This is a genomic window from Agromyces larvae (assembly GCF_022811705.1).
GTDB lineage: Bacteria > Actinomycetota > Actinomycetes > Actinomycetales > Microbacteriaceae > Agromyces > Agromyces larvae.
This window is the reverse complement of the sequence record NZ_CP094528.1, coordinates 2,397,207-2,409,523: the sequence shown is the minus strand read 5'-3', so window position 1 is coordinate 2,409,523 and position 12,317 is coordinate 2,397,207. Positions and strand designations below refer to the sequence as shown.

At 72.5% G+C, this 12,317-nt stretch carries 13 protein-coding genes; 9 read left to right on the top strand and 4 right to left on the bottom strand.

Going from position 1 to position 12,317, the window contains the following annotated elements:
- Positions 1–61: 61 nt before the first annotated feature.
- From MTO99_RS11715 to MTO99_RS11700, 4 genes are all read right to left on the bottom strand, one after another.
- Positions 62–1,198 carry an epoxide hydrolase family protein gene (locus MTO99_RS11715; protein WP_243553785.1) on the bottom strand — a complete coding sequence of 379 codons (1,137 nt, stop codon included), beginning with the start codon at positions 1,196–1,198 and terminating at the stop codon, positions 62–64.
- 102 nt (positions 1,199–1,300) lie between these two features.
- The gene (locus MTO99_RS11710; RefSeq protein WP_243559076.1) at positions 1,301–2,593 is read right to left on the bottom strand and encodes an MFS transporter; all 1,293 of its coding nucleotides are present in this window, start codon (positions 2,591–2,593) and stop codon (positions 1,301–1,303) included.
- Between the two features lie 35 nt (positions 2,594–2,628).
- Positions 2,629–3,069 carry a nitroreductase/quinone reductase family protein gene (locus tag MTO99_RS11705; protein WP_243553783.1) on the bottom strand — a complete coding sequence of 147 codons (441 nt, stop codon included), beginning with the start codon at positions 3,067–3,069 and terminating at the stop codon, positions 2,629–2,631.
- Between the two features lie 46 nt (positions 3,070–3,115).
- On the bottom strand, positions 3,116–4,573 hold the full coding sequence (locus MTO99_RS11700) for a sugar porter family MFS transporter (RefSeq protein ID WP_243553782.1): 1,458 nt from the start codon (positions 4,571–4,573) through the stop codon (positions 3,116–3,118).
- 208 nt (positions 4,574–4,781) lie between these two features.
- On the opposite strand from MTO99_RS11700, the gene MTO99_RS11695 reads away from it, so the two are divergent.
- The 9 genes from MTO99_RS11695 to MTO99_RS11655 all read left to right on the top strand — a co-directional run bounded on the left by MTO99_RS11695 (position 4,782) and on the right by MTO99_RS11655 (position 12,317).
- The gene (locus MTO99_RS11695; protein ID WP_243553780.1) at positions 4,782–5,579 is read left to right on the top strand and encodes an SDR family oxidoreductase; all 798 of its coding nucleotides are present in this window, start codon (positions 4,782–4,784) and stop codon (positions 5,577–5,579) included.
- Between the two features lie 52 nt (positions 5,580–5,631).
- Positions 5,632–6,225: a TetR/AcrR family transcriptional regulator gene (locus tag MTO99_RS11690; protein WP_149160989.1), complete on the top strand. Its 594-nt coding sequence runs from the start codon at positions 5,632–5,634 to the stop codon at positions 6,223–6,225.
- A gap of 8 nt (positions 6,226–6,233) precedes the next feature.
- Positions 6,234–7,256 (top strand): NADPH:quinone oxidoreductase family protein, encoded by a 1,023-nt coding sequence (locus MTO99_RS11685; protein ID WP_243553779.1) that lies wholly within the window; start codon positions 6,234–6,236, stop codon positions 7,254–7,256.
- On the top strand, positions 7,253–8,041 hold the full coding sequence (locus tag MTO99_RS11680; RefSeq protein ID WP_435520752.1) for a glucose 1-dehydrogenase: 789 nt from the start codon (positions 7,253–7,255) through the stop codon (positions 8,039–8,041). Before MTO99_RS11685 ends, MTO99_RS11680 begins: the two co-directional genes overlap by 4 nt.
- An 89-nt stretch (positions 8,042–8,130) precedes the next feature.
- A complete protein-coding gene (locus tag MTO99_RS11675; RefSeq protein WP_243553777.1) occupies positions 8,131–8,475 on the top strand; it encodes a cupin domain-containing protein in 345 nt (114 codons plus the stop codon).
- Between the two features lie 151 nt (positions 8,476–8,626).
- On the top strand, positions 8,627–9,391 hold the full coding sequence (locus MTO99_RS11670; RefSeq protein WP_243553776.1) for an ABC transporter ATP-binding protein: 765 nt from the start codon (positions 8,627–8,629) through the stop codon (positions 9,389–9,391).
- Positions 9,388–10,104 (top strand): ABC transporter ATP-binding protein, encoded by a 717-nt coding sequence (locus MTO99_RS11665; RefSeq protein ID WP_243553774.1) that lies wholly within the window; start codon positions 9,388–9,390, stop codon positions 10,102–10,104. Before MTO99_RS11670 ends, MTO99_RS11665 begins: the two co-directional genes overlap by 4 nt.
- Positions 10,105–10,983 carry a branched-chain amino acid ABC transporter permease gene (locus MTO99_RS11660; RefSeq protein ID WP_149160993.1) on the top strand — a complete coding sequence of 293 codons (879 nt, stop codon included), beginning with the start codon at positions 10,105–10,107 and terminating at the stop codon, positions 10,981–10,983.
- Positions 10,980–12,317 carry an ABC transporter permease subunit gene (locus tag MTO99_RS11655; RefSeq protein WP_243553773.1) on the top strand — a complete coding sequence of 446 codons (1,338 nt, stop codon included), beginning with the start codon at positions 10,980–10,982 and terminating at the stop codon, positions 12,315–12,317. The genes MTO99_RS11660 and MTO99_RS11655 overlap by 4 nt, the downstream gene beginning before the upstream one ends.

The following is a 12,317-nucleotide window of genomic DNA, read 5'->3' as shown; positions in this document are numbered from 1 at the left end:
CATCCGCCCCAGGCGGCGGGGATGACCCGGCTCATCCTGTTTTCGCACGACGCCGGCGGGATCAGGCGCCCACCAGCAACCCCAACTCGCGTGCAAACCCCCGCAACCGATCGGCGAGCACCTCGGGCACCTCGGCGGCCGTGAAGTGCCCGCCCTCGTCCAGCCGTTCGAACACCCGCAGGTCGCGGTAGTGCCGGCGTGAGATCGACTCGGGGTTCGACGCTTCGTGGCGCTGGATGTGCACCGACGCCGGCACCGAGGTCGGCGGGATCGGGGCGGGCTTGTCGGCGCCCTCGAAGTACGGGCGGAACGACGTGCCGATCGACTGGGTGACCCAGTAGATCATCGCCTCGGTGAGGATGCGGTCGCGTGAGATGCGGCGCTCGACGGCGGACGGGTCGCCGGGCGGGGTGTCGCTCCACTCGACGAGCTTCTCGGCGAGCCAGGCGATGAGGCCCGCGGGCGAGTCGTTCAGCGCCGCGGCGAGGGTGTCGGGGCGGGTCGCCTGCACGTGCCCGTACGCACCGTTCGGGCCGTGGTTGGCGGCCAGTTCGTCGAAGAACGCGCGCTCGGCCGGCTCGGTGAGCGCGGCACGTTCGTCGTCGGTCGGGAAGTGCGCGTGAGTCACGAGGATGCCGGCGACGTGCTGGGGGTAGGTCGCCGCGATGAGGTCACTGACGTTCGCCGTGACATCCTCGCCGTAGGTCAGGTACTGCTCGTAGCCCAGCGCCTCGGTCATGAGGCGGTGCATCGTCGCGGCGATGCGGGTCTCGCTCATGGGTCCGTCGGCGTACGGCGTCGAGAACGCGAACCCCGGCAGGCTCGCGACCACGACGTCGAACTCGGGCAGCGCGTCGGCGAAGTCGAGCTGCAGCGCGAACGTGTGCGGCCAGCCGTGCATCACGAGCAGCGCGGGCGCATCGGGCGCGGCGGAGCGCAGGTGCGCGAAGTGCACCACCGTGTCGTCGATCTCGGCGAGGAACTGCGGGTGCGCGTTCAGCCACGCCTCGCGCGCCCGCCAATCCCACTCGCGCCAGCTGTCGACGAGTTCGCGGAGGTACGCCGCGGTCATGCCCGACGGCGGCCGGCGCGGCGAATCGTCGAGGAACCGGGTGCGCGCGAGCCGCTCGCGCAGGTCGTCGAGCACGGCGTCGTCGACGTGGAGTTCGAAGGGCCGGATGCCACGGAGCGCGCGCATATCGTGACGCTACGCCGCCCCACCGACACCGACACCGACACCGACACCGACACCGACACCGACACCGACACGGACGTCAGCCCCGCCCCACCGACACGGACCTCAGCGCCCGCGCCGCCGCGCCCGCGGCTCGTCCAGCCCGATGTGCACCCGCGTGCGGGCCCGCTCGATCACGATGAACAGCGTGCCGATCGCCCAGATCGGCAGCTGCGTCAGGAACGCGAGGCGGAACGCGTCGAGCGAGTACGTCTCGGGCGAACCTGCGCCCTGCAGATCCATCGCGAGTCCGATCAGGAAGATCGCGATGAGCCCGGCGATGAATCCGCCGCCGTTCACGATGCCGGTCGCCGTGCTGAGCCGGTGGCTCGGGTTGTGGGTGCGGGCGTGGTCGAACGCGATCATCGACGCCGGGCCTCCGGTCGCGAGCGCGAGCGCGAGGGCGAACAGCAGCCAGAGCGGCGCCGGCCCGGGCCACGCGGCCACCGCGATCCACACCACCGCCTGCACAGCCACGACGGGCAGCACGAGCATCCGCGACCGACGAAGCGGATGCCTCGCCGAGAGCGCCCCGAGCACCGGGCCGACCGCCATGCCGAAGATCACGAACGTGCTGATCACGGTGGAGGCCATCGCGGGCGACAGCCCCTCACCGGCGGTGAGGAAGGGGAACCCCCACAGCAGCGCGAACGCGGTGCCCGCGAACGGCGTCGTGAAGTGCGACCAGAACGCGAGCCGCGTGCCCGGGTGCGACCACGACTCGCGGAAGCCCTGCCGCAGGTCGGCGGAGGACCGCACGACCTGGATGGCGCCGGTGTCGGTGTTCACCGAGACATCCGCGTCGACGGTCGGCGGGTGATTGCGGATGATCGCGACGGTCAGGATCGTGAACAGCACGCCGAGCCCGGCGAGGCTGCCGAACGCGATCGTCCAGTTCGTCGCGTGCAGCAGCGCCGCCATCGGCAGCAGCGCGAGCAACTGGCCGCCCTGCCCGATGATGCCGGTGAGCTGCACCATGAGCGGCGCCCGCTGCTGGGGGAACCAGGTCGCGATGACGCGCAGCGCGCTCGGGAAGATCGCGGCGTCGCCTGCGCCGAGCAGCACGCGTGCGATGAGCGCGGTCGCCGTGTCGGGCGCGAACGCCATCACCGCCTGCCCGACGGCCAGCAGCGCCATGCCGATCGTGATGATGGGCCGCGCGCCGTACTTGTCGAGCAGCAGCCCGACGGGGATCTGCATGCCGCCGTACACCGCCAACTGCAGCACCGCGAACAACGACAGCACCGAGGCATCCGCGTCGAACCGCACCGCCGCATCGACGCCGACGGCGGACAGCGACGACCGGTTGGTGACCGAGACGACGTACGCGGCGACCGCGACCGACCACACCAGCCACATGCGCCAGGGGCGCGCGAGGGGCGGGGGAGTTGCGGTCACTGCCCTCCATGGTACGTCGCGTGCAGGTGGCGGAACTCCGACCGATGCAGCAACCGCAGCACCCAGGAGGCGGGCGGCCCGAACGCGCGCAGGCCCTCCTCCGTCGAGATCGGCTCGATCGCGTCGATCGGCACCTCGCGCCGGCCGCGCACCACGACGCCGCCGCCCGCGGCGACGAGGTTGCGGTACCAGTTCACGTCCTCGCCGTAGGTGAGCTCGGCGACGAACCCGTCGGGTACCTCGGCGAGGATGAGCGGCGTCTCGTACGTGCGGCCGGTCTTGCGCCCGGTGGTGCGGATCAGCGAGAACGGCCCGCGGCCCCATCGCGCGAGCGCGCCGGTCAGGCGGTTGAGGGTGTGCTTCAGCGTGGTCAGCCACGCGCGGCGCACGCGGGCGGGCCACTCGCGGCGGCGAGGCATCCGCTCGTGCTCGGCCATCCGGATGCTCCGCCCTGTCGCGACCGTTTCGCCCGAGCCCTCGCCGTCAGGCCGACGTGCCCGTCTTCGCGCTGCCCTTGCGCGCGAAGGTGACCTCGGCCTCCTCGAGCGCCATGCCGCGCGTCTCGGGGATCTTCGCGATCACGAAGATGCCCGACAGCAGCGCGAACACCGTATACATGCCGTACGTGAGCGGCAGCGACCAGCCCGACAGCGCCGGGAAGCTGACCGTGATGAGGAAGTTCGCGATCCACTGCGCCGAGGCCGCGACCCCGAGCGCTTTGCCGCGAATACGGGACGGGAAGATCTCGCCGAGCAGCACCCAGACGATCGGCCCCCAAGACGCACCGAACGCGACGACGAACAGGTTCGCGGCGATCAGCGCGATCGGCCCCCACGCGCCGGGGAGCGTCACGTTGCCGTCGGCATCGGTGCTCGCGAACGCGAACGCGATCGCCATCACCCCGAGCGACACGAACATGCCGGCCGAGCCTGCGATCAGGATCGGGCGCCGGCCGACCCGGTCGACCAGCAGGATGGCGACGACCGTGACGGCGACGTTCGTGACCGAGGTGAACACGCTGATGCCGAACGAGTCGCTCTCGTCGAACCCGACCGCGCTCCAGAGCGTCGTCGAGTAGTAGAAGATCACGTTGATGCCGACGAACTGCTGGAACACCGACAGAATGATGCCGATCCAGACGATGCCCTTCAGCCCGAGCTTCGGCCCGCGCAGGCTGGCCTGCTTGCCCGCCTGATCCTCGGCGATCTGCTGCTCGATGTCGGCGATCGACCGGTCGAGCTCGCTCGCCGGCACCAGCTGGGCGAAGATGTCGCGCGCCTCGTCCTCGCGGCCCTTCGTGAGCAGGAACCGCGGCGACTCGGGCAGGGTGAACGCGAGCACGGTGTACACGGCCGCGGGCACGACGCACGCGATGAACATCCACCGCCACGCGTCGAGCCCGAACCAGAACGGCTCGTTCGCGCCGCCCGCGCCCCACGCGAACAGGGCGTCGCTGAGCAGCGCGGCGAAGATACCGAGGGTGATCGCGAGCTGCTGCAGGGATGCCAGGCTGCCGCGAATGCGTTTCGGTGCGATCTCGGCGATGTACGCGGGGGCCACGACCGAGGCGATGCCGATGCCGATGCCGCCGATGACCCGCCAGAGCGCGAGGTCCCACGCGGCGAACGCGAAGCCCGAGCCGATCGAGCTCACGAGGAACATGATGCCGCCGAGGAACATCACCCGCAGGCGCCCCCACCGGTCGGCGATGCTGCCGGCGAGCCACGCGCCGAGTGCGCAGCCGAGTAGTGCGATGGCGACGACGAAGCCCGTGATCACGTCGTTGAGCTCGAAGTCGTGCGAGATCGCGTCGACCGCGCCGTTGATGACCGACGAGTCGAACCCGAACAGGAATCCGCCGACGGCGGCGGCGATCGCCAGGCCGATGGCCTTGGCCTGCATGGCTCTGGTAGGCCCGCCTTCGGTGCGCGACTCGGACATCATGCTCCTCTCGGGCGGGCGCTCGGCTCGCCGTCGGCGGACGGCGGCACTGCCTCGCCCGATTCCCCCTGGGCCGAGTCTTCACCTTCGGATGCGACGGGGGCAAGGCGGCAGGCCGAGGCTGTGATAAGTTGGCCAAACCGACCAGACGGTATGTCAGCAACCGGGCGATCCGAAGTCGACCGACGACCGCAGCGAAGGAGCAGCAGTGCAGCGATTCGAGGGCAGGGTGGCCCTGGTCACCGGCGGCAGCCGCGGCATCGGGTTCGCCATCGCCCGTCGACTCGTCGCCGAAGGGGCATCCGTCGTCATCACCGGGCGCAAGCAGGACTCGCTCGACGCCGCCGTCGCCGAGCTCGAGGCGGTGCTCGAGGCCGAGCAGGTCGCGGCCGGGAGCGGCGCCGGGCCGCGCGTGAGCGCGATCGCGGGCCGGGCGGATGACCCCGAGCACCGCGCAGCCGCCATCGCCCACGCCGTCGCGACGCACGGCCGGCTCGACCACCTGGTGAACAACGCCGGCATCAACCCGATCTGGGGTCCGGCGCTCGACGCCGACCCCGTCGTCATCCGCAAGATCCTCGAGGTCAACCTCGTCGCCGCCTTCGAGTGGACCCGCGACGCGGTGCGCGCCCGCGCCGAGTCGTCGCCCGGGCTGCGCTCGATCGTGAACCTCTCCTCGATCTCGGGCGTCGCGGCCGCGCCGAACATCCCCTTCTACGGCGTCTCGAAGGCCGCGCTCATCAACCTGACGCAGCAGCTCGCCGCCGAGCTCGCGCCCGGCGTGCGCGTGAACGCGGTGGCCCCCGCGGTCGTGAAGACCGACTTCGCCCGTGCGCTCTACGAGGGGCGCGAAGCATCCGTGGCATCCGAATACCCCCTCGCCCGGCTGGGCGAACCCGACGACGTGGCCGGGCCCGTCGCCTTCCTCCTCTCCGACGATGCCGCCTGGATCACCGGGCAGACCCTGCTCATCGACGGCGGCGCGAGCATCCGGCCGATCGGATGACCGCGGATGCACCGCCCGCACGGGCGAGGATGGACGCAGGAGGAAGCCGCATATGAAGGACGTCAGCGTCGCCGACGAGGTCACCAGGGCCGCCGTCGAGCTCTTCGCAGCACAGGGGTACGCCAACACGAGCGTGCAGCAGATCGTCGAGGCCGCAGGCGTCACCAAAGGCGCCATGTACCACTACTTCGAATCGAAGGACGACCTGCTGTTCGCGATCTACGACCGCATGCTGACCCTGCAGCAGTCGCGGCTCGACGAGATCATCGCGCGCGGGGGCGAGGTCGACGACGTGCTGCGCGCCGTCTGCGTCGACGTCATCGAGACGTCGATCGACTTCCTGCCCGAGGGCACCGTGTTCTTCCGCAGCCTGCACATGCTGAGCGCCCCGCGCCAGCAGGAGGTCACCCGACGCCGCCGCGTCTACCACGACCGGTTCGCCGCGCTGCTGCAGCAGGGGCAGGACGCCGGGCTGTACCGCACCGACATCCCGCAGCCCGTGCTCATCGCGCACTTCTTCAGCGACGTGCACTACCTGTCGCACTGGTACTCGCCCGAGGGTCCAGAGACGAAGTCCGAGGTCGCCGAGCAGCTCACCGACCTGTTCCTCACCGGGATCAGGCTCACGAACGGATCCGCAACCTAGGAGGACGGATGGCCCCCACCGACGACCTGCCCGCGACGATGCGCGCCTGGCGTGTGACCAGGCTCGGCGAGCCCGAGGACGTGCTCGAACTGCACGACGTCCCCGTGCCGTCGCCCGGCCCCGGCGAAGTGCTGGTGCGCACGCGCGCCGTCGCGCTGAACTTCCCCGACGTGCTGCTCGCGCGCGGCCAGTACCAGGTGCGGCCCGAACTGCCCTTCGTGCCGGGCATCGAGCTGAGCGGCGACGTCGTCGCGGTCGGCGGGACTCCGGATGCCTCGGGCCCCGACGTGTTCGCGATCGGCGACCGGGTCGTCGGATCCGAGATCGGGGTGCTCTCGGAGTACGCCGTCCTGCCGGCCGCGGCCGTGCGCCTCGCGCCCGACGCGCTCGACGACGAGGCCGCCGCCGCGCTCACGATCGCCTACCAGACCGCGTGGTTCGGTCTGCACCGACGGGCCGAGCTGCGCGCCGGCGACTGGCTGCTCGTGCACGCCGCCGCAGGCGGGGTCGGCGTGGCGGCGGTGCAGCTCGGTGTCGCGGCGGGCGCCCGGGTGATCGGCGTCGTGGGGAGCGACGCGAAGGCCGAGGTCGCACGCGCGGCGGGCGCGGAGGTCGTGCTCGTGCGCGGACGGGACGACCTCGTGGCCGCGGTGAAGGAGGCGACCGGCGGCCACGGTGCCGACGTCGTGATCGACCCCGTCGGCGGGGATGCCTACGACGCCTCGACGAAGTGCATCGCCTTCGAGGGGCGCATCGTCGTCGTGGGGTTCGCCGGCGGTCGCATCCAGCAGGTCGCGGCGAACCATCCGCTCGTGAAGAACTACTCGGTGCTGGGGCTCCACTGGGCGCTCTACCAGCAGCGCCGACCCGACCTCGTCGCCGAGGCGCACGACGAGCTCGCCCGGCTCGCGGCGTCCGGCGCGATCGCACCCGTCGTGGACGTGGTGCCGTTCGCGGACGCACCGGCCGCGGTCCAGCGGCTCGCCGGCGGGGCGACCACGGGACGCATCGTCGTGCGGGTCGGCTCGTGAACGAGGCATCCGTGGAGTCCGACGCATCCGTACCGCCCTTCGCAGCGCCCTCGTTCGCGCTCGACGGGCGCATCGCGATCGTGACGGGCGGGGCTCGCGGCCTCGGCGAGGCGTACGCGAGATCGTTGCACGCCGCCGGGGCGACGGTCGTGATCGCCGACGTGCTCGACGATGCCGGCGCGGCGCTGGCCGCAGAGCTCGGCGACCGGGCGCGTTTCGCGCATCTCGACGTGACCGACGAGGACGGCTGGGCCGCCGCCGTCGACGGGGTGGTCGCCGAGTTCGGCGGCGTCGACGTGCTCGTGAACAACGCCGGCATCGCGAACGCCGCGCCCATCGAACACTTCTCGCTCGCGAAGTGGGACGCGGTGATCGGGGTGAACCTCACCGGCGTGTTCCTCGGCTGCCGCGCGGTCGTGCCCGCGATGAAGGCCGCCGGGCGCGGATCGATCGTCAACGTCTCGTCGGTCGAGGGGCTGCGCGGCAGCCCGCACCTGCACGGGTACACGGCGTCGAAGTTCGGCGTGCGCGGACTGACGAAGTCGCTCGCCGTCGAGCTCGGAGCCGACGGCATCCGGGTGAACTCGGTGCATCCGGGGTTCATCCGCACCGACATGACGACGCGGATCGACCCCGAACGGCTCGACATCCCGCTCGGGCGGCCGGGCGACCCGGTGGACGTCGCGGGCGCGGTCGTGTTCCTCGCCTCCGACGCGTCGTCGTTCGTCACCGGCGCCGAGCTCGTCGTCGACGGCGGCATGGTCACCGCGATCGCGCACCGCTGACCGCGCAGCCCTGCCGGATCGGCCCTGACGGGGCGCGGGTCGATGCCGTAGCCTGACCGCACGGATCGTCGACGACGGAGGGTGGCAGCGTGGCGCACGACGAGAGCCTGGTCGAGCTGGTCGAGGAACTGCTCACGACCGCCCGAGCCGCGTCCAGCGGGCGTGCCGCCCGCACCATCCAGGGCGATCACGTGCACGCCCTGCGCGAGACCGTCATCGCACTGCAGGGCGGCCGGCAGCTCGCCGAGCACGAGAGCCCCGGCGAGGCGACGCTGCAGGTGCTCGTCGGGCGCGTGCGCCTGGTCGCCGGCGAGGACTCCTGGGAGGGCGCCGTCGGCGACCACGTCGCCATCCCGCCGCGCCGACACAGCCTCGACGCGCTCGAGGACTCGGCGGTGCTGCTCACCGTCGTGAAGCAGCCCGCCGCGGAGTAGCGCAGCGCGACCCAGCGCACGTCACGAGGTCTCGAGACGCGTGCTCCTTCGTCGCGCGCTCCTCGACCAACGGATACGCGCGCAACATTGACATACCGTCTAGTCGGTTTCTCGGGTACAGTGAGCATCACTCCGACACGAAGAGGTGCCGATGCCTGACCGAACCCCCACTCCATCCAGCGCCGACCCGCGCCTCGCGGTCGACGGGCTCACCGTCGCGTTCGGCGGGCTCGTCGCCCTCGACGACGTGACGTTCGACGTCGGCCACGGCGAGACCGTCGCCCTCATCGGCCCGAACGGCGCCGGCAAGACCACGGTCTTCAACGCGATCTGCGGCCTCGTGCGGCGCCGGGCGGGCGCGATCCGCCTCGACGGCCGACCCGCTCCGCGCACCTCGGTCGGTCTCACCGCGGCGGGCGTGGCGCGCACGCTGCAGGGTCTCGGCCTCTTCGACGGCATGACGGTCGCCGAGCACCTGCTCGTCCCGCTCTCGCGCGCACCCCGGGCAGGCGGCACACGCGCCGGCGAGGCATCCGATCGGGTCGCGCAGGTGCTCGACGACCTCGACCTGACGGCCGAGGCCGCCCGCCGCGTCGACGAACTGCCCTACCCGGTGCGCAAACGGGTCGCGCTCGCCCGGGCGCTCGCCGCCCGCCCGTCGCTGCTGCTGCTCGACGAGCCCGCGGGCGGACTCGGCTCCGACGACATCGACGCGCTCGCCGCGGTGGTGCGCAAGGTCGCGGCAGACGGATGCTCCGTGCTGCTGGTCGAGCACCGCGTCGACTTCGTCATGGGGCTGGCCGACCGGGTCGTCGTCCTCGACTTCGGCCGGGTCATCGCGCGCGGCGCGCCCGCCGACGTGCAGACCGACCCCGCGGTCGAAGCCGCCTACCTCGGCGTCACGGCGGCATCGTGAACGCCATCCTCGAACTCGACGCCGTCACCGTCGGCTACGTCGGCGTGCCCGTGCTCGACCGGCTCTCGCTCTCCATCCCAGAGGGGGCCGTCGTCGCCCTGCTCGGAGCCAACGGCGCCGGCAAGACCACGCTCATGCGGGCCGTCGCCGGGTTGCTGCCGACGCGGGCCGGAGGCATCCGCTTCGACGGCCGCGACCTCGCGGGCGTCGCCGTCGAAGACCGCACCCGCTCAGGGCTCGCGCAGGTGCCCGAAGGGCGCAGCGTCGTCGCCGAGCTCACCGTCGACGAGAACCTGCGGCTCGGCGCGCTCTGGCGGTACCGCGGCGCCGAACGCGACCGCGCCGTCGCCGCGATGTACGAGCTGTTCGAGCCGCTCGCCCGGCGCCGGCGCAGCCTCGGGCACCAGCTCTCGGGCGGCGAACGCCAGATGCTCGCCCTCGCCCGCGCGCTCGTCGCGAACCCGCGCGTGCTGCTGCTCGACGAACCCTCGCTCGGCCTCGCGCCGCTCGTCGTCGCCCAGCTCATGGGCGTGCTGCGCGACGCCGCCGACCGCACCGGACTCACCGTGCTGCTCGCCGAGCAGAACGTCACCAGTGCGCTGTCGATCGCCGACCGCGGCATCGTGCTCGGCCTCGGCGAGATCGTCGCCGACGCGCCAGCGGCCGACCTCGCCGCCGACCCCGCCCTCCGCCACGCCTACCTGGGATTCTGAATGGACCGCCTGCTCTTCCTCCTCGCCACCGGGCTCGCGCGCGGCGCGATCTTCGCGCTGTTCGCGCTCTCGCTCGTCATCATCTGGCGCGCCGCGCGCATCGTGAACTTCGCGCAGGGCGCGATGGCCGTGGTCGCCGCCTACGTCGCGTTCGCCGTTACCGGACTCACCGGGTCGTACTGGATCGGGCTCGCCTCGGCGCTCATCGCCGGCGCGCTCGTCGGCGTCGGCGTCGAACGCGGAGTCATGCGCTTCGCCCCCGCCCGGTCGCCGCTGGCCGGGGTCATCATCGCGATCGGGCTCGTCATGGTGCTGCAGTCGCTGCTCGGCATCCTGTTCGGGCAGCAGCACCTGCCGATGCGGGCGCCGTTCGACCAGTCGCCGATCGTGATCGGCGGGGTCCCGGTGCTCTCGCCGTACGACGTGTTCGTGCTCGTCGTCGCGATCGTCGTGATGGGCGGACTCGGGCTGCTGTTCACCCGAACCACGCTCGGCCTGCAGTTGCGCGCCTCGGCGTTCGCGCCCGAGGTGTCGCGCCTGCTCGGCGTGCGCGTGCCGCGCATGCTCACCACCGGGTGGATGCTCGCATCGGCGGTCGCCGCGCTCGCCGCCCTGCTGCTCGTGCCCACCGAGCTCGGGCTCACGCCGCACTCGACCGACCTGCTGTTCGTCTACGCGTTCACCGTCGCGGTGGTCGGCGGGCTCGACTCGCCCGTCGGCGCGCTCGTCGGCGGGCTCGTCGTCGGCGTGCTGATGAGCCTCGTCACCGGATACCTCGGCTCGACCGTCGCGCCCATCGCGGTGCTCGTGCTGCTCGTCGCGGTGCTGCTCGTGCGACCCGGAGGCATCTTCGCGATGCGGGAGGCGAGGGCGGCGTGAGCGAGACATCCGTGAGCGAGACGTCCGTGCCCGAGGAGGCGTCCGTGCCCGAGGAGGTGTCCGTGCCCGAGGCATCCGCGAACCAGCCGCTCCCAGCGGCGGTGCACCCCGCATCCGCTCGCGCCGCTGCCGCGCGACCGGCCGTCGCGCGCCGCGCCTCGACCGGCCGCCTCCTCGCGACCGCCCTGCTGGTGACCGCGCTCGCGATCGGCGGAACGTTCCTGCTCGACCCGTACCGCAACTACCAGCTCGCGCTCGTCGCGGCGACGTTCTGCGCGACCGGCGGCCTCACGCTGCTCATCGGCCTCAGCGGCCAGCTCTCGCTCGGGCATGCCGCGCTCATGGCGGCGGGCGGCTACGGGTACGCGCTCGCCGCGAACGCCGTGACCGAGGCGGGCGTCGACGGGGTGCCGCGGTTCCTCATCGGCATGGCCGGCGCGATCGCCGCGTCCGGCGCGCTGGGGCTGCTGCTCGGGCTCGCCGGGGCGCGGCTGCGCGGGCCGTACCTCGCGGGCGTCACGCTCGCGGTGGTCATCGCGTTGCCGGCGGTGACCGCGGTGTTCCCGAGCGTGTTCCGCGGCGACCAGGGCGTGCAGATCGCGTACTCGGGGGTGCCCGAGTTCCTGAAGCTCGTCATCGTCGTCGAGCAGTGGCAGGCGTGGGTCGCGATCCTCGTCACCGCGGTCGTCGTGACCTGGCTCGCGGCGCTGCGGCGCGGCCGGCTCGGGCTGCGCATGCGGGCCGTGCACGGCGACGAGACCGCGGCGCGCCTCGCCGGCGTGCCGACCCGGCGGGTCAAGGTGCAGGCGTTCGCGGTCAGCGCGGTCGCCGCCGGCGCCGGCGGCGCGCTGCTGTGCTTCATCGCGCAGTCGGTGAGCCCCGGCGCCTACACGCTCGCCTACTCGCTGCTGCTCGTCGTCGCGGTCGTCGTCGGCGGGCTCGGCAGCCTCGGCGGCGCACTCGCCGGCGCGGTCGTCGTCGTGCTGCTGCCGTGGGTCATCGGCACGTTGACCGCCGCGCTGGCGCTGCCGAGCGACCTCGAACAGCGGCTCAGCGGCAACCTGCCCGTGCTCGTGTTCGGCGCGCTGCTCATCGTCGTCATGGCCGCCTGGCCCGGCGGACTCGCGGGGGCGGTCGCGCGCGTGTCGACCCCGGCGCGCGGGTTCTCGAGACGCGTCCTCGCTGCGCTCGGGCGCTCCTCGACCGGCGGAGCACCGCAGCCCGTCGCATCCGTCTCGCCCGAGGCATCCGTCTCGCCCGTGGCATCCGCCCCGCTCGCTCCCGTGCCCGCCCCACCGCACCCGCAGTCAGTCCCAACCGAATCAGAGAGGTGA